This is a genomic window from Arenibacter sp. P308M17 (assembly GCF_003426735.1).
Taxonomy (GTDB): domain Bacteria; phylum Bacteroidota; class Bacteroidia; order Flavobacteriales; family Flavobacteriaceae; genus Arenibacter.
Genome location: NZ_QVON01000006.1, coordinates 247264 through 271025 on the forward strand (window position 1 = coordinate 247264; position 23762 = coordinate 271025).

Below are 23762 nucleotides of genomic sequence, written 5' to 3' on the forward strand. Positions count from 1 at the left end.
TGTGCGTCTAACGTAGTGCATTGGTATAATTTGGTTGGATAATATATAAGTAATAAGTAATGAGAAAAGGGATTCTGGACATATTAAAAGGAAAGTTTTTGGTGAGCGGTGGTGCTCCCAAGAACTGGATGTTTATCATTTATGTTTCCTTTTTGGCAACGGTGATGATTGCCAGTTCCCATAGTGCGGATGGAAAAGTCCATAAAATTGCGGCCCTCGATGAGCAGGTCAAAGAATTACGGAGCGAGTTTGTGGATGTCCGCTCCGATATGCAGGAGTTAAAATTGGAGTCCACCGTATTGAGAATATTGGAGCAAGATGGTTTATTGCCATCGGATACTCCTCCCAAAAAAATAAAAGTTAAAACCGAAACCGAAAAATAGTGCCTGTAACTGAGAAAAACATATTGACCAGATTATATATTGTGGCGGGATTCCTATTTCTGTTCGCAATTGCCGTTTTGGTCAAATTGGTGAGCATACAGATGGTGGAAGGGGAAAAGTATCGTAAACTGGCCATGGATCGCACGGAGAAAATGTTCACTATTGCCCCAAAGAGAGGGAATCTATATTCCGATGACGGCAGTTTGTTGGCAACTTCTGTATCCAGATATACCATACGATTTGATGCTGAAACCGTTGGGAAAAGGGATTTTGAGGAAAATGTAAAGCCCTTGTCCGATGCCTTGGCAAAATTGCTGGGCAATACCTCTTCCCATTACCAGCAATTGTTAAGAAAGGCCAAGGTAAATAAGAACAGATATGCTCTGATTGCCAGAAATTTGGATTATTCGGAATATGTGGCCGTAAAACAGTTTCCACTTTTTAATAAGGGGCCTTATAAAGGGGGACTCATTATTGAGCAAAAAATTGTGCGTGAACATCCCTTGGGGAAGATCGCTGAGCGGAGTGTTGGGTATGAAAGGGTAGATGAGGACGGATACTATACCAGGGTTGGATTGGAAGGGGCTTTCGGACAATACCTTAGAGGGGTAGAGGGGAAGAGATTGAAACAAAAAATTGCCAAGGGGCAATGGAAGCCGATCGGCTGGGATAATATTGTGGAGCCCAAGGATGGGTACGATGTGGTTTCCACTATAGACATCAACATACAGGATATAGCACATCATGCCTTATTGGGGCAGCTGGAAAAGTACAATGCGGAGCATGGCTGTGTAATCGTTATGGAGACCAAGACAGGTGAGGTCAAGGCCATATCCAATTTGGGAAGGACCAGTGAGGGCAAGTATTATGAGCGACTTAATTATGCCATTGGGGAGTCGCACGAACCTGGGTCCACTTTTAAGCTAATGTCCATGGTCGTAGCCTTGGAGGATAAGGTGATAGATACCAGTACGGTAATAGACACGGAAAATGGCACTTTTAAGGTCTATAACAGGACGGTTAGGGACTCCAAACACGGTGGGTATGGCAAGATATCCGCTGCCAAGGCATTTGAGGTGTCTTCCAATACCGCTTTTGCAAAAATTATCAATAATAATTATAAGGACAATCCGGAAAAATTTGTCAACCGTCTCATGAATATGAATCTTCACAGGGAATTGGGGTTGCCGGTTAAAGGGGAGGGGAAACCTGTAATCCGTTATCCTGGGGACAAAGGTTGGTCCGGGGTTTCCTTGGCATGGATGTCCCATGGGTATGAAGTTTCACTTACCCCATTGCAGACCCTGACTTTTTATAATGCCATTGCCAATGATGGGGAGATGTTAAAGCCCAGACTTATTAAGGCGGTGAAAGAGTGGGACAAAACCATTTTGAATTTTGAGAAAGAAGTTATCAATCCGTCCATCTGTTCCAAGGAAACCGCGCTCAAGGTGCAGCAATTGTTAAAGGACGTTGTGGAAAAAAAGCACGGGACAGGGCATGGGCTGTATTCGCCCAATTTTTCAATGGCGGGAAAAACGGGGACTACACAGAAGAACTATGTCTCCAAAGATCCGGAGGTGATGAAGTATATTTCCACTTTTGCGGGTTACTTTCCTGCGGACAACCCAAAATATTCCTGTATTGTGGTGATACATGAGCCGGACAAGAGCGTGGGTTATTATGGTGCCGATGTATCCGGTCCAGTATTTAAATCCGTTGCCCAAAAGATTTACGCTAGCTCTCCTGTGGTGGATGAGGTGGATATTAATGAAGCAGAAAACAAGAACTTGGAAAAGGATTTTCAAAAATATTTTGCAGCTTCCAATAGAAAATATGATGAACTCCCAAATGTGGAAGGTATGAGCGGTATGGATGCCGTATCCATCCTTGAAAATTTAGGGATCGAAGTGGAGGTAAAGGGGAACGGTAAGGTGAAGAAACAATCCATTGCTAAAGGAACGGATCTGAAAAAGGTCAATAAAATCGTATTGGTACTATCATGAAGACGCTAAAGGACATATTGTACGGTGTTGGTCTTTCTGCGGTAAGTGGATCCACATCCATCATGGTAAACCATATATGTTTCGATTCCAGAAAAGTGGGGAAGGATGATGTTTTTGTGGCTATAAAGGGGCTTGTTGTGGATGGTCATGAGTACATAGACAGGGCCATCGCTTCCGGGGCAAAATCCATAATCTGCGAAGTGCTTCCCGGGAAGATGGATAATGGAATAACCTATGTGGAAGTGGATAACGGGAATAAGGCTTTGGCCATTATGGCATCCAACTATTACGGGAATCCCTCCAAAAATTTGAAATTGGTAGGGGTAACCGGGACCAACGGAAAGACCACTATTAGTAGCTTGCTATATCAATTGTTTAAGAAGGCCGGTTTTAAGGTAGGATTAATTTCCACCATTAGGATAATGGTAGATAATAAGGAGTACGCTACCACCCATACCACTCCGGATGCCTTAACGATCAATAAGTACTTGCATTTGATGAACCATGCAGGGGTAGAGTATTGTTTTATGGAGGTCAGTTCCCATGGAATACATCAAAAAAGAACGGAAGGATTGGTGTTTGAAGGGGCTATTTTCACCAACCTTACCCATGATCATTTGGATTACCACAAAACATTTTCCGATTATAGGGATACCAAGAAAAAGTTGTTCGATCAGTTGTCCAAAAAGGCCTTTGCCCTTACCAATATAGATGATAAGAACGGCTTGGTGATGTTGCAGAACACAGCGGCAAGAAAGTGTACCTACGCCCTAAAATCCTATGCCGATTATAGGGCCAAGATATTGGAGAACCAATTTAACGGCCAATTATTAAAGATCAATGACAAGGAGGTTTGGTCCAAATTGATCGGGGATTTTAATGCCTATAATATGTTGGCAATATACGCCACTGCTGATTTATTGGGATTGGAAAAACTTGAAATTCTTCGTCTACTAAGTGAGTTGGAAAATGTGGATGGAAGGTTTCAGTATTATATATCAAAAGAAAGAATTACAGCTATTGTTGATTATGCCCATACACCGGATGCCTTGAAAAATGTGCTTGATACAATCAATACATTGAGGACTGGAAATGAAAATGTCATCACCGTCGTGGGGTGTGGTGGTGACAGAGATAAGTCTAAGCGTCCGGTTATGGGTCATATCGCAACAACATTGAGCAATAAGGTCATTTTCACTTCCGATAACCCTAGGTCGGAGTCGCCAACGGAAATTATAGAGGAGATGGAAGCCGGAGTGGAAGCCCAAAATGTAAACAAAACATTGTCCATCGTAAATCGTAAACAGGCTATCAAGACCGCTTGTCAACTGGCTGCTGCCCATGATATTATTCTCGTGGCAGGCAAAGGCCATGAGACCTATCAGGAAGCTAATGGGGTTAGGGAGGATTTTGATGATTTTAAAATTGTAAAGGAATTGTTGGCCGACTTGAATAAATAACCTTTTGGAAGGTCTCTAATGAAAGTGAATAACAAAAAATAATAAACCCGGGAATGCTGTACTATTTGTTCGAATATTTGGAAAAACACTATCAACTGCCAGGGGCGGGGCTTTTCCAATTTATCACGTTCAGGGCGGCAATGGCAGTAATGCTATCCTTGTTATTGGCTACGGTTTATGGAAAAAGAATTATTAATTATCTAAGGCATAAACAAATTGGGGAAACGGTAAGGGACCTTGGCCTGGAAGGGCAAAAACAGAAGGCGGGTACCCCAACTATGGGTGGGTTGATCATTATTATGTCCACTTTGATTCCAGTACTGTTGTTTGCTCGTTTTTTTGATAATATTTATATAATTCTCCTAATAGTTACTACGATATGGATGGGAATTATAGGTTTTGTGGATGATTATATCAAAATTTTCAAGAAGGATAAAGAAGGTTTAAAAGGAAGGTTCAAGGTAATTGGCCAGGTAGTTTTGGGCCTTATGGTGGGGGCTACTTTATATTTTCATCCAGACGTTACCATGAAGGAGCAGCCCAGGACGGAAATTGCCCAAGAATATAGTATAGAGCAAGTATCTGGCAAGGAGATCAAATCTACCATGACCACCTTGCCGTTTATCAAAAATAACGAATTGGATTATGCCCTTTTTATTTCCTGGATGGGAGATGGCATGGAGAAATATGCATGGTTGGTGTTTATTCCCATAATCATAATTATTGTAACCGCGGTCTCCAATGGGGCAAATCTGACCGATGGTATAGATGGATTGGCTGCTGGGACCTCGGCCATTATCGTATTTACATTGGGCATCTTTACCCTGGTTTCGGGCAACATCATCTTTTCCGATTATCTGGATATTATGTTTATTCCTAGGGTAGGGGAACTGGTGGTATTTATTGCTGCCTTTGTGGGGGCATTGGTCGGATTTCTTTGGTACAACGCCTATCCGGCAACTGTTTTTATGGGCGATACGGGTAGTTTGACCATTGGAGGGATAATCGCTGTGATAGCAATCATTATACGAAAGGAATTGTTGATACCTGTTTTGTGCGGGATTTTCTTTGCAGAGTCCATTTCCGTAATGCTGCAGGTGGGTTACTTCAAGTATACAAAAAAGAGGTCTGGAGAGGGAAAAAGGATTTTCCTAATGGCACCATTACATCATCATTATCAGAAAAAAGGATACCATGAAAGTAAAATAGTGACCCGATTCTGGGTGGTCGGGATTCTATTGGCGGTGATAACCATTGTAACCTTAAAGGTACGGTAGTATGGGGCGCTTGGTTGTTTTGGGAGGGGGAGAAAGTGGCGTAGGGACGGCGATCTTGGGCAAAAAGGAAGGTTTTGAAGTATTTGTCTCCGATAAGGGGATGATAAAAGAGGAATATAGAAAAGTTCTTGAACATTTTGAGATTGATTGGGAAGAAGGGCAACATACAGAGGAAAAGATATTGAATGCCGATCTGGTCATGAAAAGTCCCGGTATTCCGGATTCGGTTCCTTTGGCGGTAAAGCTCAGGGATGCCGGGGTTCCTATTATTTCGGAAATCGAGTTTGCCTCAAGGTATACCAAGGCAACCCTAATTGGGATTACCGGTAGCAATGGTAAGACCACCACCACCATGCTGACGAACCACATATTAAAAGAAGGCGGGCTACATGTGGGAATGGCAGGGAATATAGGTGATAGTTATGCCAAGATGGTCGCAGAAAAGGACTTTGATTTCTATGTGCTGGAGATAAGTAGTTTTCAATTGGACGGGATAGTGGATTTTAGGCCACATATAGCCATCCTTACCAATATAACTCCAGATCATTTGGATAGATACGATTACAAATTTGAGAATTATATAGCCTCCAAGTTTAGAATTGCAAAAAACCAGACCAAGGAAGATTATTTAATATATGATGCCGACGATGAAGTAATAGTCCAGTGGCTGCAAAAAAACCCGGTCCGATCAAAATTATTGCCCTTTTCCCTCAAAAAAATATTGGATGAAGGGGCCTATTTGGAGAATGATAAAATAATTATTAAGACACACAATAACACTATAGAAATGACTACAGATGCTTTGGCTTTGGAAGGGAAACACAATGTAAAGAATACCATGGCTGCCACAACGGCGGCTAAACTCATTAGTATTAGAAAGGAGACAATACGAAGAAGTATAGAAAACTTTCAGGGGGCGGAGCATAGGTTGGAAAAAGTATTAAAAATTCATCATGTACAATATATCAACGATTCTAAAGCCACCAATGTAAATGCTGCCTACTACGCCTTGGATAGTATGAAAACACCTACGGTGTGGATTGTAGGGGGGGTGGATAAAGGGAACGATTACAGGGAGTTAATGCCTTTGGTAAGAGAAAAGGTAAAGGCCATTATATGTTTGGGGACCGATAATACCAAAATAAAGGATGCCTTTGGCAATGTGGTAGACCTGATGGTGGAAACATTTGCAATGGAGGAGGCCGTAAAGGTGGCCTATAAGATAGCGGAGCGGGGAGATACGGTATTGCTTTCCCCGGCCTGTGCCAGTTTCGATCTTTTCAAGAATTATGAGGATAGGGGAAATCAGTTTAAAGAAGCAATAAAAAAATTATAAAGGGTGTTCGGATTTTTAAACAAAATTAATGGGGATAAAGCAATTTGGGCAGTAGTAGCCCTTTTGGCCTTGTTTTCATTTTTGCCTGTTTATAGTGCCAGCAGTAATTTGGTATACGTGGTGGGCAACGGGACTACCATTGGTTATCTGGTAAAGCATGCCATTCTTTTATTAATGGGATTTGGTATTATTTACGGGGTACACCGTATTCCCACTCATTTTTTTAAGGGCCTATCCTTGATTGCAATGCCTGTGGTATTGCTTTTATTGCTTTATACACTTGCCCAGGGGCAGGTCATAGATGGGGCCAATGCGAGTAGGTGGATCCGTATCCCCATTGTTGGTTTTACATTTCAGACCTCCAACTTGGCAGCAGTGGTGCTAATGATTTACGTTGCTAGATATTTGACAAAAATAAAGGATAGGACCATAACCTTTAAAGAGAGTATCCTGCCGCTTTGGATACCTGTTTTTTTGGTCGTAGTGCTCATATTACCTGCCAATTTTTCAACGGCCGGCATTATATTTTCCATGGTCCTGCTCTTATGTTTTATAGGGGGGTATCCCCTTAGGTATCTGTTGGGAATAGTTGGGGTAGGTATATTGTGCTTAACCTTGTTCATTTTAACGGCCAAGGCCGTACCGGATCTATTTCCCAATAGGGTGGATACTTGGATGAGCAGAATAGAAAGCTTTTCCAATCCTGAGGATACGGAGGCCGATTATCAAATTGAAAAGGCAAAAATAGCCATTGCAACAGGGGGAATAGTGGGTAATGGAGCAGGAAAGAGCGTGATGAAGAATTTTTTGCCACAAAGTTCCTCCGATTTTATTTACGCCATTATCGTGGAGGAGTACGGACTGTTGGGAGGCTTTGTATTAATGTTCTTCTATTTGTTGCTGCTTTTTAGGATAGTAGTGGTGGCAAATAGCAATGGAACCGTATTTGGGAAACTTCTGGTGTTGGGAGTTGGGCTACCAATTGTATTTCAGGCGTTGATAAATATGGCGGTGGCCGTAGAACTCTTTCCCGTTACAGGTCAGACCTTGCCTTTGATCAGTAGTGGTGGTACCTCAAGTTGGATGACCTGTTTGGCTATAGGAATTATACTCAGTGCAAGCAATAAACATGTCCAATCCGAGCCAGAGGAATTGGATGTGACCAACCCTTTAGAGGTATTAAGTGGGCAGTTATAGATTTATATTATCCGGGGGCGGCACGGGCGGACATATTTATCCGGCCATTGCCATAGCAAATGAGCTGAAAGTTAGGTATCCCGATGCCGAATTTTTGTTCGTAGGGGCAAAGGATAGAATGGAAATGGAAAAGGTGCCCCAGGCAGGGTACAAAATAGAAGGTTTATGGATAAGTGGGTTGCAAAGGAAGCTCACTTTGAAAAATTTAATGTTTCCTTTTAAAGTGATAAGTAGTTTGATAAAGGCAGCAAAGATAGTACGCAATTTTAAACCCCATGCCGTTGTAGGAACGGGTGGATTTGCCAGTGGCCCTCTCCTGAAGGTGGCATCGGGCAAGGGGATCCCGTGTGTGTTACAGGAACAAAATTCCTATGCAGGCATCACCAATAAATTATTGGCGGGTAAAGTGGCCAAAATATGTGTGGCCTATGATGGTATGGAGAAATTTTTTCCAAAGGATAAAATTGTAAGGACGGGCAATCCCGTACGTGGGGATTTGGTCTCTTTAACGGATAATAGGGCAGAGGCCTTGGGCTTCTTTGGTTTACAGCCAAGTAAAACTACATTGCTGGTTCTGGGCGGGAGTCTGGGGGCGAGACGTATAAATATGCTTGTTGAACGGAATTTGCCTTTTTTTAAGGAACAGGGAATACAGATAGTTTGGCAAAGCGGCAAGCTCTATTATGAAGAATATAAGAAATATGAAAGTGCGGATGTCAAAGTAATGGCCTTTTTAAATAGGATGGATTTTGCTTATGGGGCGGCAGATATTATTGTTTCCAGGGCCGGAGCAGGTTCGGTTTCAGAACTGTGCATAGTGGGAAAGCCCGTAATTTTTGTTCCGTCCCCGAACGTAGCGGAGGACCATCAAACAAAAAACGCCCAATCCTTGGTGGAAAAGGATGCGGCCATTATGGTAAAAGAAACGGAATTGGATGAAAAGTTCGGGACGGTGTTTTTGAAATTGGTCAATAACGAAGCATTGGGCAAGAAGCTGGGAACCAATATCAAAAGTTTGGCCAGACCCAACGCTACCAGGGAGATTGTGGATGAAATAGAAAAATTATTGGTACAGCAATAAGAAAATGGGCATAAAAGATATACATAACGTTTACTTTATTGGTATTGGAGGTATTGGTATGTCCGCCCTTGCGCGATATTTTAAATTTGTAGGCAAGAACGTTGCGGGCTATGATAAGACCGAGACACCGCTTACAAAGGATTTGGTGGATTTGGGCATCCAAGTGCATTATGACGATGATTTGGAACTGGTGTCCAAGACGTATTTGGAGGTCAATAATACCTTGGTGGTATATACTCCGGCAGTACCTAAAGACCATGGGGAGTTTAATTATTTTGTAGGCCATGGCTTTCAGGTGAAAAAGCGCTCGGAAGTGTTGGGATTGATAACAAAGGATACTTTTTGTTTTGCAGTGGCCGGTACCCATGGCAAGACTACCACCTCATGTATATTGGCGCATTTGTTGAAAGAGACTGGAACTCCCATTACGGCATTCTTGGGTGGGATTTCAGAAGATTTCAACAGTAATTTTTTATTGGAAGGTTCTGAATATTCAGTGGTAGAGGCAGATGAATTTGATCGTTCCTTTCTTAGGTTATCGCCTAATGTGGCCTGTATTACCTCTATGGACGCAGATCATTTGGACATATACGGCAACAGCGAAGGGCTTCAAAAGTCCTTCAAGGAATTTGTAGGGCGGATAAAGCCCAACGGTAAGCTGTTCGTGCGCAATGGTCTGGCTTTGGAGGGAACTACCTATGGTATTGAGGACGGTTCCGATTACTGCATTAGAAATATAAAAATAGATCAGGGCAGTTATATTTTTGACTTGGAATCTCCGGAAGCCAATCTTAAATCCGTTAGGTTCAATAAACCGGGAAGACACAATCTGCTCAATGGATTGGTAGCTTATGCCATGGCCGTTCAGGCCGGTTCGTCCCCAAAAAGTTTGGCAGCGGCCTTGGCCACTTTCAAAGGGGTGCAAAGACGTTTTTCCTACCAGATACAGAATTCCGATTTTGTTTTTATAGATGATTATGCACATCATCCTACAGAATTGGATGCCGCTTTTCAGGCTGTTTCCGAAATGCATCCCGGTAAAAGAGTATTGGCCGTTTTTCAGCCGCATTTGTTTTCCAGGACAAGGGATTTTGTAGATGAATTTGCTAAAAGTCTGTCCAATTTTCCGAGTTTGTTACTGTTGGACATCTATCCGGCCAGGGAAAAACCAATTGAAGGGGTTACCTCTCAATGGTTGTTGGATAAAATTATAAGCCCAAGGAAAAAATTAATTGAAAAGTCGGATTTGATATCGGAAATATTGGCCCAAAATCCGGACGTTTTAATTACCATGGGGGCCGGAGATATTGGATTGGAAGTCCCTAAAATTAAAAATGAACTAATCCTTAGCCATAAAAAACAATAAATATAAACAGATGAAAATGAATTGGAATTTCATAAAATTCGGGGCCCTGTTGCTAGTAATTACGGGTCTTTATGCATTTTCCAGTGCAAGGAACAAGCATAAAGGTATAGGCAATATTGAAATTGAGTTCGTGGGGGATCAAAATCTTTACATGACACAAGAGGCGGTTAATAAATTGTTAATACAAAATTCTGGGGACCTTAGAAACCTGCCCAAAGAAGATATAGTTTTGAATACTATAGAAAAAGCTATAGAAGCTAGTGAAATGGTAAAAAATGCCCAAGTTTATCTTACGGTAAACGGGGATCTTGTGGCTAAAGTCATACAGCGCAAACCAATCGGAAGAGTTGAGGGAGAAGCAAAGTTTTATATTGATGAGGATGGGAAACGCATGCCATTTTCCGAATATCATTCTGCCCGGGTGCCTATTATTACGGGAGTAATAACCAATAACAGTATGGTGGGAGTGTACGAAATTTTGACTTATATAAATTCTGATGAATTCTTACGAAAGAATATAATAGGCGTTCATATTACCGAGGAGCAAAAATATCAGTTGAAGTTTAGAATGGAGAATTTTGTGGTGGATTTGGGTCATGTGGATGAACTGGAGAAAAAGTTCGGCAATTTTAAAGCTTTTTACACCAAGGCGAATAAGGATGAAACGTTGAACGATTATAAGAGGGTGAGTTTAGAATTTAATAACCAGGTAGTGTGCACCAAAATTTAAGATATGGAACAAGGTAATTATTCAGTTGGGTTGGATATTGGAACCACCAAAATTGTAGCCATTATTGGTAAGGAAAATGAGTATGGCAAGATAGAAATATTGGGTATTGGCAGATCTAAAAGTTTGGGAGTGCACCGCGGAGTGGTCAATAATATTACGCAGACCATTAAGTCCATCCAGCAAGCTGTTGAGTTGGCCGAGGGCAATTCTGGTTTAAAGATCAGCTCTGTTGTGGTCGGTATTGCGGGACAGCATATTAGAAGTTTGCAACACAGTGATTATATCACCAGGGCCAAATCCGAAGAAGTGATCAATGAGGATGATGTGGAAAAGCTTTGTAACCAGGTATATAAATTGGTGATGCTTCCAGGGGAAGAAATTATCCATGTCCTGCCCCAGGAATTCAAGGTAGATGGTCAGGCGGAGATAAAACAGCCCATGGGGATGTATGGGGGGAGGCTTGAAGCCAATTTCCACGTTGTGGTGGGGCAGGTTTCCTCTATCCGTAATGTAGGAAGGTGTATTAAGAGTGCAGGTCTCGATTTAGGGAATATCACCTTGGAACCACTGGCATCCGCCAATGCGGTTTTAAGTCAGGAAGAGAAAGAGGCGGGCGTGGCGCTGATCGATATAGGTGGGGGTACCACGGATTTGGCCATCTTTAAGGATGGAATTATCCGTCATACCGCTGTAATTCCTTTTGGGGGCAATGTAATCACCGAGGATATCAAGGAAGGTTGTTCCATAATAGAAAAGCAGGCAGAGCTTTTAAAGATCAAGTTTGGTTCGGCCTGGCCGGGAGAGAACAAGGATAATGAAATTGTTTCCATCCCTGGTTTAAGGGGGCGTGAGCCCAAGGAAATTACCTTGAAAAACCTTTCCAAGATCATACATGCCAGAGTGGTGGAAATTGTGGAGCAGGTGTATGTGGAGATCAAAAATTATGGACACGAGGAACAAAAGAAAAAATTGATCGCAGGAATTGTATTGACCGGTGGTGGAAGCCAGTTAAAGCATTTAAAGCAATTGGTAGAATATATAACGGGAATGGACACTAGGATCGGATACCCCAATGAGCATTTGGCTGGGGACTCGGACGAGGAAATAGCCAGTCCGTTGTACGCCACAGCGGTGGGATTGTTGATGAACGCCGTTCAGAACAAGGCCAAGGTAAGGGAAATGCGTCAGGAAACCTTGGAGAAGGATCTGGAACATGAGGTTTTTACCGGAGAAGAACATACCCAGACCAAAACGGCCCTAAAAAAGGAGCGTAAATCTATTTTTGACAAATGGTCCGAGAAATTGAAGGATTTCTTGGATAATGCGGAATAGATTATAAAAACAGGAATAGTATAGTAAACCAGTAAAATAAAAAATATGAGCAAGAACACTGAATTTGAAAGTATATCCTTTGATTTGCCCAAGAATCAGAGCAATGTAATTAAGGTCATAGGTGTTGGCGGTGGCGGTAGCAACGCCATAAACCACATGTTCCAGGCCGGTATCAATGGTGTGGATTTTGTGATTTGCAATACTGATTCGCAAGCACTTCAAAATAGTCCCGTACCCAATAAGATACAACTGGGGGTTTCGTTGACGGAAGGATTGGGCGCTGGTGCCAATCCCGAAGTAGGGGAACAGGCCGCTATTGAAAGTATGGAGGAAATCAAGCAAATGCTGGATACCACCACAAAGATGATCTTTATTACTGCCGGTATGGGCGGGGGAACAGGTACTGGTGCTGCCCCTGTCATTGCAAAAATGGCAAAAGAAATGGATGTTCTTACAGTAGGGATCGTTACCATGCCTTTTCAATTTGAAGGGAAAATGCGTTGCCAACAGGCTCAGTTGGGAATAGAAAAATTACGTGCCAATGTAGATTCCTTGATTGTTATCAATAACAATAAATTAAGGGAAGTATATGGCAATTTAGGATTCAAGGCCGGTTTTTCCAAGGCGGATGAAGTATTGGCTACCGCCGCTCGCGGTATTGCAGAAGTCATTACACATCACTATACCCAGAACATAGATTTACGGGATGCCAAGACGGTATTGAGCAGTAGTGGAACGGCCATAATGGGATCGGCTATATCTTCAGGTTCCTCAAGGGCGCATGAGGCCATAATGAAGGCCTTGGACTCCCCCTTGTTGAACGACAACAAAATTACTGGTGCTAAAAATGTATTGTTGCTTATCGTTTCCGGTGCTCAGGAAATTACGATAGACGAAATAGGTGAGATTAATGACCATATTCAAAATGAGGCTGGTTTTGGGGCCAACATCATTATGGGTGTCGGTGAAGATGAGGGACTGGGCGAGGCCATCGCAGTTACGGTCATTGCCACGGGTTTTAATATAGATCAACAGGATGATATAGTAAATACGGAATCCAAAAAAATCATTCATACGTTAGAAGATGAACAGCGTGCGGAGCATAATCTTACTCCAAGGAACGTTGTTCACCAGTTGGTCGAAGAAGAGGAAATAAAGGCAACTCCGGTGAAGCACAACCCTGTGCAAGAGGAGCCAAAAATGGATTTGATATCTACTACCAATTTTATCAGGAATTTTAATGTGTTCTATGAGGAAGTGGTGGCGGAAAATGTTCAGGACGATTTTATCATTATCAATGCCTCCGATGAGATCAAGGATATGGAAGTGGTAGATCCACGGGTTGTATCCCATAAGATGGAAGAGGAAGATCAGTTCGAATTCAGCTTTGATATGCCTTTGGCCAAAAAGCCTGTGGAAGAGGAAGAAGAGGCGCAGCACATCATTACTTTCGATCTGGATGAAGAGGTGAAGGATTTTGAGGTAAAGGACCATGTAGAGGTAATTCCCGTGTTGGAGTACAACAAGAACGGCGAAAAACGCTATAGTTTGGACGATTATATGGAGTTGGAAAAAAAACTTACCGGGGCCAAATCCAAGGCCGAGGAGTTTGAGCCTCGTATTGTGGAGGACGAGCTGATATTTGAAAAGCGTACCATTGCCAAGCAGGAATCCAATCAGCAACGGGTGAAGGTGGAGGACGAAGATCCCGTTAATACCCCTATTGAGATTTTGTTAAAGGAACGCGCGGACGAGCGTAGAAAAAAATTGAAGGATTTTAATTATAAATTCCAGAATAGCCTTGGCAATCTGGATGAAATTTCCAAGCAGCCGGCCTATAAGCGGCAAGGGATAAGCTTAAATGAAAATCCCAAGGAAAGTAAGGTTTCCAGAACTAGTTTAAGTGAGGACAGCAATGACGATATACAATTGCGTTCCAACAACTCCTATTTACATGACAACGTAGACTAATTCTGTTTACAGAACTATAAATCCTAAAGTTTAGACCCGAAAATAGCTTTTATTTTCGGGTTTATTTTTATCTTCGCAGGGCTAAAAAAAAGATATGGGTTTACAGCAGCGGGTAATGGAAGATATGAAGGCGGCAATGAGGGCCAAGGACACCTTGGCATTGGAATCGTTGCGCGCTATTAAGTCGGCCTTATTGTTGGCGCAGACCGAAACAGGTCCGGGAACGGAACTGTCCGAGGAGGAGGAAGTAAAGCTGGTCCAAAAATTGGTAAAGCAGCGCAAGGATAGCGCGGTCATCTACAAGGAGCAGGGGCGTGAAGATTTGGCAGAGCCGGAATTGGCACAGGCCTTGATCATTGAAAAATTCCTTCCGGAACAATTGGGCGAGGAAGGGATAGAAAAGGTAGTAGTACAGACCATTGAAGCAGTTGGTGCTTCCGGGATGAAGGATATGGGCAAGGTTATGGGGATCGTTTCCCAGAAATTGGCCGGACAGGCAGATGGCAAGACCATATCGACTATTGTTAAAAAGAACTTAATGTAAATGTAGGCAGTTGCAGTGGGCAGTGTTTTTAAATATAGGACTGCTTACTGCCGCTGCCGACCGAGAACTAAATAATGGCCCCGTGGCGCAACTGAATACCCGCCCGTGCCCGAACGTGGTAGGGTAGATATATTGAACAACAGTTGGCACGTTCGGGCGGGGCGCATCAGATTTTATAGTGAATGTATAAGGTCTATGAAATATATAGTAGTAATTTTGAAAGATATTATGTTGGAATCACGGACAACATTGAAGTTCGTATAAAACAGCATAATTCTGGAAAGACAAAATCGACCAAGGCCTATGTTCCTTGGGAATTAGTTCTGACGGAGGATTACGAAACCAGGTTGGCAGCTAGAAAAAGGGAAAAATATCTAAAATCTGCTGCAGGAAGACGTTGGAGAAAATTAAATATACGGCCCCGTGGCGCAACTGAATAGCGCATCAGATTTCGGCTCTGAGGGTTGGGGGTTTGAATCCCTCCGGGGTCACGAATAAACCACAAAAAAGTGGTTGTGCAAGCGAGCTTCAAAAAAGAAGCTCGCTTCTTTTTTGAAGTTTGGCGAAGTGCAACTTTTTGTGGTTTTCAAAGCGGAGCTTTGAGGGATGGGCGCAGCCAATCCCCGAGTGCCGTAATGTTTCGAAAATTGTGGGATCCAGTTGAAACTCGCTTCTTTTTTGAAGTTTGGCGAAGTGCAACTTTTTGTGGTTTTCAAAGCGGAGCTTTGAGGGATGGGCGCAGCCAATCCCCGAGTGCCGTAATGTTTCGAAAATTGTGGGATCCAGTTGAAACTCGCTTCTTTTTTGAAGTTTGGCGAAGTGCAACTTTTTGTGGTTTTCAAAGCGGAGCTTTGAGGGATGGGCGCAGCCAATCCGTTAGTGGCTCAAGTCCAAAATCTGGGTTTTTACCATTTTAAGAATATATTTATTGTCGCTTCAACAATTATAAGGTCGTTTTGGCTAGGCTATTTTTAGTTAGATGTACCATGAAAATAGGTGCTGTTTCTAATTCTACAATCTTATATTCCTAATTGCAACTGGTTTACTATGCTCATTTTGATCGTACTATCCATAGAAAGTACTAATAAACAATTAAATAATTGTCAAGCGGTGCAAAAAAATACTATTTTGCATCAAAAAAGATATTTATGCAAACCACTAGAAAGTCAATAACGTTCACAGAACAACAGGACAATTGGATCAAGCTCAGAGTTGAGAGGGGGGATTTTACCAATGATAGTGAATACATCCGTGAACTGGTCAGAAAAGATCAGGCAGAAAATATGAAACTGTTGGAACTGAAGCAGGCCATAGATGAAGGTCTTCAGAGCGGCCGAAGCCCTTTGAAAATAAGCGATATTATCAAGAAAGTAGATAATGGGGAGCTATAATCTTTCCGCTAGGGCTCAATTTGATGTTATTGGAATTTATAAATACGGGATAAAGTATTTCGGTATCGAACAAGCTGTTGGTTATTTGACCGAGCTAGAAGATTTTTTGGAAGAACTGGCAGAACGCCCAGAACTCTCTAGAGATGCCTCACCAATTGCCAACGGATTAAAGTTCTATAAATTCAAAGGCCATGTAATTTATTATTTATTTGATAATCCTGGTGAAATATACGTTGTTAGGATTCTAGGTAAAAGAATGAATTTCGATGAGCATTTGTAAGTTCAAATAAAGGATACTCATTATAGATCTTACCTTTTGTAAAGTGTTATTTAGCCTTCTACATTTTGTGGTTTTCAAAGCGGAGCTTTGAGGGATGGGCGCAGCCAATCCCTTAGTTCAATTTAGGAGGGGACCGGTTGATTTGAAGTATAGCGAAGCGCAACTTTTTGTGGCTTTCTAGTCTAAGTGCCCTTAAGTCCATATCAAAAAAGAAATGGTCGACAAAGATTTAATGATGGGTTTTAGACTATATACATAGTAATCCACTAAGTTTCTTATCTTATATTTCCAAAATCCCACCAATTAAATAACTGTCAAATGAGGAATGTTTTAGTAAAGTATATGGCCTTGGCCCTATTTGGAATTCCACTTGGCTGTAAGGAAAAGGCAACATCTGAATCAACCTCCTATACCCAACAGGACCAAAAACCCAACATTGTACTCATTTTGGCCGATGATCAGGGCTGGGGAGATCTGGGAATTTCCGGAAATACCAATCTGGCCACCCCTAACATAGATGCCATTGCCAAAAACGGGGTCACTTTTGATCATTTTTACGTAAGCCCGGTATGTTCGCCCACTAGGGCGGAACTGCTCACAGGGCGTTATTTTCATAGAGTAGGGGTCTATTCCACTTCCTCGGGCGGCGAACGTTTAAATTTGGATGAAACCACTATAGCCGAAGTTTTTAAGGATGCCGGTTATGTAACTGCGGCATATGGGAAATGGCATAACGGGATGCAGCCTCCCTACCATCCAAATGCAAGAGGGTTTGATGATTTTTACGGGTTTGCTTCTGGGCATTGGGGCAATTATTTCAGTCCGATGTTGGAGCACAATGGAGAAATAGTTAAGGGAGAAGGCTTTATAATTGATGATCTTACCAACAAGGGCCTGGATTTTATGGACAGGAACAAGGAAAGGCCATTTTTCCTTTACCTTCCTTATAATACGCCCCATAGCCCAATGCAGGTACCCGATGAGTATTGGGATAGGTTCAAGGATAAGGAGCTTGCTATGAAATATCATGGGGAAGAGGAGGAAAACGAGAACTTTACTAGGGCGGCACTCGCCATGGTGGAAAATTTAGATTACAATGTGGGCCGGGTAATTGACAAACTAAGGGATCTGCAATTGGAAGAAAATACTATTGTAATATATCTTTCGGACAACGGACCAAATGGCTGGCGTTGGAACGGGGGATTAAGAGGTAAAAAGGGATCTACCGATGAGGGAGGGGTGCGTTCCCCCTTGCTGATGCAATGGAAGAACAAGTTGCCTAAAGGAAAGCATATATTACAAATAGCAAGTTCCATAGATATATTGCCCACCTTATCGGATTTGGCCCAAATTGAAGTGAATACCCGGAAACCCTTGGACGGGAAAAGCTTGAAGCCGTTGTTGATGGAGGATAACCCCACTTGGGACGATAGGGTGATCTATAATCATTGGAACAGTGGTACTAGTATTAGAACGCAAAAATACCGTTTAGATAGTGGGGACAGACTTTATGATATGCTCAAGGATGGGGGACAGACCATAGACCTTTCAGAGAAACTACCACAAATCACGGACTCCTTGAAACAATTAAAAGAAGATTGGCTTAAAGAGGTGATGCCAAATTCCAAAGAGACAGAGGATCGGCCCTTTACTTTGGGCCATCCAGATTATGTCTATACCCAAATCCCTGCAAGGGATGGGGTGGCATATGGTGGTATTCAACGTAGCAGCAGGCATCCCAACGATACTTTCTTTACCAACTGGAAAAGCACCAAAGATAGTATCAGCTGGGATGTGGAGGTATTGGCCGATGGCGAATTTGAAGTGGAACTCTATTATACCGCCAAAGAAAAGAATGTAGGCTCCGAATTTGAATTGCGCTTAGGGGATAGTGCCTTAAAGGGCACGGTAACCAAGGCATATGACCCACCGCTGGTAGGGGCAGAACGGGACCGCGACCCTAGAATTGAATCCTATACCAAGGACTTTCTTCCTATGGATCTGGGAAAAATACGGTTTAAAAAGGGTCGGGGCAATTTGGTGCTTAAAGCGCTAAAAATACCTGGGGAGGAAGTTATGGATGTACGCTTGTTATTATTCAAGAGGGTGAACTGATGTGATAAAGACAATTCGGTTCCAAGATAACATCCTTTAACTATCTACAAATCAGATGCTAGACTGCCTTTGTCGGTCTTTAGACAGAGCTCTGCCTCGGGGATGATCAGTTTCAATTTTAAATAAGGGTGTATAGGCCGTGAAGTGTAAAAGAGGAGGTCTAGATCAGAAACAAGTATTTGGCCATATTGCATCTAAGTTGCTGTGGCTTTGGTAGACCATAACCGTTTAGTTCTTCTTTTGGTTAGGTATTCCAAGGGTGTTTTTTAATTGGATCTGCTTTTCATCGACCTCAATAATGACCGTGTCTCCATAGTTCAACCCGTCAATTTTTGGAAGAATTAGCTCCAATATGGTCGGATTCTGAAAATGTTCTGCCTTGGTGGCAGGATCGGGCATATAGATTAACCCATTATAGGTGTTTTTATTTATTTGAAGCGATATATCGAAAAAGTAAAAATTTTCCGGAGGGATAAATGGAGACCAATGGATGTCCTCAAGAAAATATTTTGGTTTTACTATTGTAAAGGAATACGGTGCAATGTCCAAATTAATGGTCCCTAAAAAGTATGGATCCAAGTCTAGTCCTTTTTGCAAAAAATGTGGCGATTGGGCTTGTATGGTTCCCTTGGGATAACGAGGGTCCTTTGCCTTCCCTGAGGCAACCCCATGACCTTGTTTTACTATTGCCTGCACTTTCATTGTACCTTATTTTCAGTGATTTTTCTGTAATCTTATTTGTTGAATATAAGTATTCCAAAATTAATAGGACAGCTTTTGGAAGAGGGAACCAAAAATAGGTTATGGCATTAGGATTGTCATGTACTAAACATTAGGATATTAAATAGGGGGAAACATATTTATTTTGAAACATAGACTGTCAGGTTCATCGGGTACAAAGCTATATTTTCAAGTCCGTTCGGTCGTAAAACCTCTGTAACCAACTATATTTCAAATATTTTAAAGAGCAATTTTAAACTTTAATGGGACAGCAATGATCAACAGTCAGAACCAACTACAGCACTATGGTTTTTGGAAGAAAATGTTTGAAATGAGCCTTAAAATCTATATTTTGTATGTTTATAGAAAATACGGATTACATCCCTGATACTATAATGCCATGAAATGCCCATTAACAAATTGCAAACCAACCAACATGATCAACAGGGCATTACATCTGACCTATAAAAAAAAATGAGCAGATGAAAAATATTCCTATTCTTTTAATAGCGGTACTACTACTTGTAGGCTGTAAAAACCAGGGGAAAGTCCAGGGAAAAAACCCAACGGAGACCAATCAAAGACCCAATATTCTATGGATCGTGGCGGAAGACCTTAGTCCGGTAATCCCATCGTTTGGAGATTCCACAGTGGTTACTCCCAATATTAGCAGATTGGCGGCAGAAGGGGTCCGTTATACCAATGTCTTTTCGTCCTCAGGGGTATGTGCCCCCAGTAGGGCCGCTATTGCCACGGGCATGTACCAGAACCATATAGGGGCGCACCATATGAGAAACCACGGTAACGGACCCAGTTATCCTGTTGGACTCCCATCTTATGAAGCCCTGCCTCCTGCAGTGGTGAAGATGCACAGTGAATACCTTAGAAGGATAGGATACTATTGTACCAATAACAGTAAAGAGGATTATCAATTTAAGGCCCCTGTAACTGCATGGGATGAAAGCAGTAAGACCGCACACTGGAGAAACCGCAAACCCGAACAAGCTTTTTTTTCCATATTTAATTTGGGGGTTACGCACGAATCACAGATTTGGGCCAAGGCCCAGGATTCCCTTTGGGTGGATAAAGATCTTGAAGTGCCTGTTCCTCCTTATTTACCGGACAATGAAGTAGGCCGAACCGATCTTAGGAGAATGTATTCCAATATCAAGGAAATGGACCATCAGGTGGGAGAAATACTAACACAATTGGAGGAGGATGGACTGTTGGAAAATACGATTATATTTTGGTATGCCGATCACGGCGGTCCCTTGCCCCGACAAAAGCGATTATTGTACGATTCCGGTATGAGATTGCCTTTGGTAATCAGATATCCGGACAAGAAAGATGCCGGTAAGGTAGATGATCGGTTGATAAGTTTTGTTGATTTTAAGCCCACCCTATTGTCCTTGGCCGGGATTGAGCCCCCGGAATATTTGGATGGCAGGGCTTTTGCCGGGGGATTTGAATCCAAGGAGGCCAGGAAATATTTGCATGGGGCCGCAGACAGGCTGGATGCCATCTATGATATGATCAGGGCGGTTAGGGACAAGCGTTATAAATACCTGGAGAATTTTAGACCGGACCAAGGCTATTATTTGCCGGTAGTTTACAGGGAGCAAATGCCCGTAATGCAAGAATTGCTCCGTATGCGGGATAATAATGAACTTAACGAAGTTCAGGCGCAATGGTTTAGGGACAAAAAAGCGCCGGAAGAATTGTTCGATACATGGAACGATCCTTATGAACTTCATAACTTGGCCTATAACCCACAGTATAAGGATAAATTAATTGAGCTCAGAGAGGAATGTGAGCGCTGGATGACGGCTATTGAGGATAAAGGTTTGCTGCCCGAAAAGGAGTATATAGCCTCTATTTGGCCACATGGGGAACAACCCGTTACCCAACCTCCCATCATACGACAGCGGAACAATATGGTGGAAATTCATAGCGAAACCGAGGGAGCCTCCTTGGGGTACCAAGTGTTAAAGGAGAATGAGGGGTTAAAGAAATCCTGGCAAGTGTATACCGGAGCTTTTCCCATAGATCCTGACAAGCGTGTCATATCCGTGGCACATAGGATCGGATATGTGCCAAGTGATCCTATAAGCTTTGAAGCTGGCAAATACTGACCGCACGAACGCTTAATTATTAGCTCTCATTTTTTTCTTTCATTTTTAGAAAATTCAGTGGTGTCATAACTGCAATTGAAGAATTCCTATAATCCTTTATATTCCTGGTAATAATGGCATCCAGATCTTTGATCATTAAGGCAGAAGAATATTGGACAGAATCTTCATAGTCGGTGAAATTATTCTTTAATGCTTGAATAATCTCTTTTTTTGTCGTTCCAACAATTTCAGTCATTTCAGTTAATGTCTCAATAACTTCAAGAGTTTTTTTGTGTCCTAAAAATCTCCTCACGATATAGTAAATGTTATTGATGCTTACAACGGATAGATACAATTTTACGCTTCCTTGTTCATTTAGTTCAAAAAGTTCACTTGCAGGGTTTACGTGAGGTTCGCGGTCGGTAAAAAAGTCAATGACTACATCCGAATCTACAAAAAGCTTATACTCCATATTTTTTTGAAAGCTCTTCGGTTAAAATTTGTTTGTAGTCAAAATTCTCATCAGTTTTAATAATTCCCCTTAGTTTTCTAACTTTAGGGGAAAGTTGTTTTTCCTTAATCTTCATTCTTTTGACTGTAACAAACTTAAAATAGTTTTCAACCATTTCCGAAAGGCTTTGTCCTTTTTCTTTTGCATATTCCTTTGCAATTTCAATGACCTCTTTTTCTATTGTTAAAGTTAATTTAGTATTCATACTATTTTATTTTCAATAAAAATACGTGTTTTATTTCATATTTACAACACGTGTTTTTTAAATAAGAGCTTAGGTTTAGGCTATGATTTTGGTCATAAAATTTACTTTTTCGATGGTACGTTCCTTGATACTTTTCTTTGTAAGAATCGTTTAAAAAAAATAGTTATGGTTTATTGCAAGACCAGCCATCAAAAGTCCAGTTATTCGTGGATGTTTTTTAGTTTCATCTGCTCTTCATCGACATTAATAATGACTTCGTCCCCATATTTTAATCCGTTAATTTTGGGAAGTATTAGCTCCAATATGGTCGGATTCTGAAAATGTTCTGCCTTGGTGGCAGGATCGGGCATATAGATTAACCCTTTATAGGTGTTTTTGTTAATTTGAAGCGATACATCGAAAAAGTAAAAATTTTCCGGAGGGATAAATGGAGACCAATGGATGTCCTTAAGAAAATATTTTGGTCTTACTATTGTAAAGGAATACGGTGCAATGTCCAAATTAATGGTCCCTAAAAAGTATGGACCCAGGTCTAGTCCTTTTTGCAAAAAATGTGGGGATTGGGTTTGTATGGTTCCCTTGGGATAACGAGGGTCCTTTGCCTTCCCGGAGGCAACCCCATGACCTTGTTTTACTATTGCCTGCACTTTCATGGTACCTTATTTTCAGTGATTTTCAGGTAATCCTATTTGGTGAATATAAGTATTTCTGAAATAGCAGGACAGCTTAAGAAAAGAGAACAGGAAATAGGCAATGGCTTTTGGATATTGAACTGTTTTTTTATCACTAGCGTGACCATCGCGCCAACGGGTGTTTACTAGATTTTTCAATTATTGACTTAAATAGTATAAATTCTTTGTTCATGTATTCTCTTATTCACTTACTATTATTGGTTTGTATTTATTCCAATTGTCTACAATTGCCCAAATGTTAATGGCAAATAAGATTAGTGCCATTCCAATACCTGAAATATCCAGTACTAAATGATGAACAAATATTCCTACCATAACCGGAAGGATTATGATTGCTCCCAAGGCCCTTGTTTTCGGAATTGCCATTATAACCCCTCCTATAATTTCTACAATGGCAACAAGGGGTAAGATCCATTTTATGGTTATAAAGCTACCCATAATTTGCATCATTTCTTCAGACATTTCGGGCATAGGCATATAGTTGAAGAATTTGTTTAATCCGGCATTGACCATCATTAGTCCGAATAGGATACATAGACCATTTAGAATTTTATTTTTCATATATCAAATATTTTAATGAACAATGAGGCAAAATTAATTATTTTTGATTACCTATAGTAATCAGTTTCCTTTTGGTAACCAGTTACTTTTAGGTAATCAATAAGAAAAGTAGATGATGAAAAAGGAACATAAAGAGTGTATGTCCGCCCTTTTGCCCGTAAGGGATACCTTAGATGTAATAGGCGGAAAATGGAAACTGTTGATCCTGATCTCCATATGGGAAGGAAACAAGCACTTTAGGGGAATTGAGCGAAGTATTCCCAAGTTGAGTACCAAGGTTTTGTCCAAGGAATTGAAGGATATGGAAGCAAATCAGTTGATTACAAGAACTGTTATAAATGGGTTTCCAGTCCGCACCGAATATAGACATACCGAACATTCCAACACCCTAAAAAAAGTTATCATGGAATTGCAGAACTGGGGTATAAACCATAGAAAGAAAATCTTTGGGGACAAGTCCGAAATCAGTAATTAATTGCTTCTATGTTGATAA

24 protein-coding genes and 1 tRNA gene are annotated in these 23762 nt (G+C 41.5%); 20 read left to right on the forward strand and 5 right to left on the reverse strand.

All coding sequences use genetic code 11. The annotated features are described in order from the left end of the window. The first annotated feature begins 59 nt into the window (after positions 1 to 59). The 18 genes from D0S24_RS15565 (at position 60) to D0S24_RS15650 (ending at position 18469) form a co-directional block, all read left to right on the forward strand. Positions 60 to 383 (forward strand): FtsL-like putative cell division protein, encoded by a 324-nt coding sequence (locus D0S24_RS15565; RefSeq protein ID WP_117020745.1) that lies wholly within the window; start codon positions 60 to 62, stop codon positions 381 to 383. Continuing rightward, positions 383 to 2389, forward strand: a complete 2007-nt coding sequence (locus D0S24_RS15570; RefSeq protein WP_117020746.1) for a penicillin-binding protein — start codon at positions 383 to 385, stop codon at positions 2387 to 2389. Before D0S24_RS15565 ends, D0S24_RS15570 begins: the two co-directional genes overlap by 1 nt. Continuing rightward, positions 2386 to 3849 (forward strand): UDP-N-acetylmuramoyl-L-alanyl-D-glutamate--2,6-diaminopimelate ligase, encoded by a 1464-nt coding sequence (locus tag D0S24_RS15575; protein WP_117020747.1) that lies wholly within the window; start codon positions 2386 to 2388, stop codon positions 3847 to 3849. Before D0S24_RS15570 ends, D0S24_RS15575 begins: the two co-directional genes overlap by 4 nt. A 53-nt stretch (positions 3850 to 3902) precedes the next feature. After that, positions 3903 to 5126 (forward strand): phospho-N-acetylmuramoyl-pentapeptide-transferase, encoded by a 1224-nt coding sequence (gene mraY, locus D0S24_RS15580; RefSeq protein ID WP_117020748.1) that lies wholly within the window; start codon positions 3903 to 3905, stop codon positions 5124 to 5126. 1 nt (position 5127) lies between these two features. Further along, positions 5128 to 6462: a UDP-N-acetylmuramoyl-L-alanine--D-glutamate ligase gene (murD, locus tag D0S24_RS15585; protein WP_117020749.1), complete on the forward strand. Its 1335-nt coding sequence runs from the start codon at positions 5128 to 5130 to the stop codon at positions 6460 to 6462. Between the two features lie 3 nt (positions 6463 to 6465). Further along, positions 6466 to 7659 (forward strand): FtsW/RodA/SpoVE family cell cycle protein, encoded by a 1194-nt coding sequence (locus D0S24_RS15590; RefSeq protein WP_117020750.1) that lies wholly within the window; start codon positions 6466 to 6468, stop codon positions 7657 to 7659. Next, a complete protein-coding gene (gene murG / locus D0S24_RS15595) occupies positions 7646 to 8740 on the forward strand; it encodes an undecaprenyldiphospho-muramoylpentapeptide beta-N-acetylglucosaminyltransferase (protein ID WP_117020751.1) in 1095 nt (364 codons plus the stop codon). The genes D0S24_RS15590 and murG overlap by 14 nt, the downstream gene beginning before the upstream one ends. 4 nt (positions 8741 to 8744) lie before the next feature. Continuing rightward, complete coding sequence (gene murC, locus D0S24_RS15600) at positions 8745 to 10106, forward strand: UDP-N-acetylmuramate--L-alanine ligase (protein WP_117020752.1); 1362 nt, start codon at positions 8745 to 8747, stop codon at positions 10104 to 10106. Between the two features lie 10 nt (positions 10107 to 10116). Further along, on the forward strand, positions 10117 to 10836 hold the full coding sequence (locus D0S24_RS15605; RefSeq protein WP_117020753.1) for a cell division protein FtsQ/DivIB: 720 nt from the start codon (positions 10117 to 10119) through the stop codon (positions 10834 to 10836). Positions 10837 to 10839: 3 nt separating this feature from the next. Next, the gene (gene ftsA, locus D0S24_RS15610) at positions 10840 to 12168 is read left to right on the forward strand and encodes a cell division protein FtsA (protein WP_117020754.1); all 1329 of its coding nucleotides are present in this window, start codon (positions 10840 to 10842) and stop codon (positions 12166 to 12168) included. 45 nt (positions 12169 to 12213) lie between these two features. Then, the gene (gene ftsZ / locus D0S24_RS15615) at positions 12214 to 14139 is read left to right on the forward strand and encodes a cell division protein FtsZ (RefSeq protein ID WP_117020755.1); all 1926 of its coding nucleotides are present in this window, start codon (positions 12214 to 12216) and stop codon (positions 14137 to 14139) included. Positions 14140 to 14233: 94 nt separating this feature from the next. Then, positions 14234 to 14683: a GatB/YqeY domain-containing protein gene (locus D0S24_RS15620; protein ID WP_117020756.1), complete on the forward strand. Its 450-nt coding sequence runs from the start codon at positions 14234 to 14236 to the stop codon at positions 14681 to 14683. A 182-nt stretch (positions 14684 to 14865) separates the two neighbouring features. Further along, positions 14866 to 15123, forward strand: coding sequence for a GIY-YIG nuclease family protein (locus D0S24_RS15625; RefSeq protein ID WP_117020757.1), 258 nt, complete (start codon positions 14866 to 14868; stop codon positions 15121 to 15123). Continuing rightward, positions 15101 to 15174: transfer RNA gene (locus D0S24_RS15630), tRNA-Arg, on the forward strand. Before D0S24_RS15625 ends, D0S24_RS15630 begins: the two co-directional genes overlap by 23 nt. 24 nt (positions 15175 to 15198) lie before the next feature. After that, positions 15199 to 15600 carry a hypothetical protein gene (locus D0S24_RS21165; protein ID WP_181938117.1) on the forward strand — a complete coding sequence of 134 codons (402 nt, stop codon included), beginning with the start codon at positions 15199 to 15201 and terminating at the stop codon, positions 15598 to 15600. A 231-nt stretch (positions 15601 to 15831) separates the two neighbouring features. Then, on the forward strand, positions 15832 to 16074 hold the full coding sequence (locus D0S24_RS15640) for a type II toxin-antitoxin system ParD family antitoxin (RefSeq protein WP_117020759.1): 243 nt from the start codon (positions 15832 to 15834) through the stop codon (positions 16072 to 16074). Next, the gene (locus tag D0S24_RS15645) at positions 16061 to 16354 is read left to right on the forward strand and encodes a type II toxin-antitoxin system RelE/ParE family toxin (protein WP_117020760.1); all 294 of its coding nucleotides are present in this window, start codon (positions 16061 to 16063) and stop codon (positions 16352 to 16354) included. The genes D0S24_RS15640 and D0S24_RS15645 overlap by 14 nt, the downstream gene beginning before the upstream one ends. 318 nt (positions 16355 to 16672) lie before the next feature. Next, positions 16673 to 18469 carry an arylsulfatase gene (locus D0S24_RS15650; protein ID WP_251795803.1) on the forward strand — a complete coding sequence of 599 codons (1797 nt, stop codon included), beginning with the start codon at positions 16673 to 16675 and terminating at the stop codon, positions 18467 to 18469. A 228-nt stretch (positions 18470 to 18697) separates the two neighbouring features. Here the strand turns inward: D0S24_RS15650 and D0S24_RS15655 are convergent, their stop codons facing one another. Next, positions 18698 to 19171, reverse strand: a complete 474-nt coding sequence (locus D0S24_RS15655; protein ID WP_117020761.1) for a hypothetical protein — start codon at positions 19169 to 19171, stop codon at positions 18698 to 18700. 500 nt (positions 19172 to 19671) lie between these two features. Between D0S24_RS15655 and D0S24_RS15660 the strand changes: the two genes are divergently transcribed. Then, positions 19672 to 21321, forward strand: a complete 1650-nt coding sequence (locus D0S24_RS15660; protein ID WP_117020762.1) for a sulfatase — start codon at positions 19672 to 19674, stop codon at positions 21319 to 21321. Between the two features lie 19 nt (positions 21322 to 21340). On the opposite strand, the gene D0S24_RS15665 is transcribed toward D0S24_RS15660, so the two are convergent. The 4 genes from D0S24_RS15665 to D0S24_RS15680 form a co-directional block, all read right to left on the reverse strand. Then, on the reverse strand, positions 21341 to 21772 hold the full coding sequence (locus tag D0S24_RS15665; protein ID WP_117020763.1) for a PIN domain-containing protein: 432 nt from the start codon (positions 21770 to 21772) through the stop codon (positions 21341 to 21343). Further along, positions 21762 to 22016, reverse strand: coding sequence for a DUF6364 family protein (locus D0S24_RS15670; protein WP_117020764.1), 255 nt, complete (start codon positions 22014 to 22016; stop codon positions 21762 to 21764). Before D0S24_RS15670 ends, D0S24_RS15665 begins: the two co-directional genes overlap by 11 nt. A 200-nt stretch (positions 22017 to 22216) precedes the next feature. Then, entirely contained in the window at positions 22217 to 22669 is a 453-nt protein-coding gene (locus D0S24_RS15675) for a hypothetical protein (RefSeq protein ID WP_117020765.1), read from the reverse strand. Positions 22670 to 22888: 219 nt separating this feature from the next. Beyond that, on the reverse strand, positions 22889 to 23269 hold the full coding sequence (locus tag D0S24_RS15680) for a DoxX family protein (protein ID WP_117020766.1): 381 nt from the start codon (positions 23267 to 23269) through the stop codon (positions 22889 to 22891). Positions 23270 to 23381: 112 nt separating this feature from the next. Between D0S24_RS15680 and D0S24_RS15685 the strand changes: the two genes are divergently transcribed. After that, complete coding sequence (locus D0S24_RS15685; RefSeq protein ID WP_117020767.1) at positions 23382 to 23744, forward strand: helix-turn-helix domain-containing protein; 363 nt, start codon at positions 23382 to 23384, stop codon at positions 23742 to 23744. Positions 23745 to 23762 lie beyond the last annotated feature (18 nt).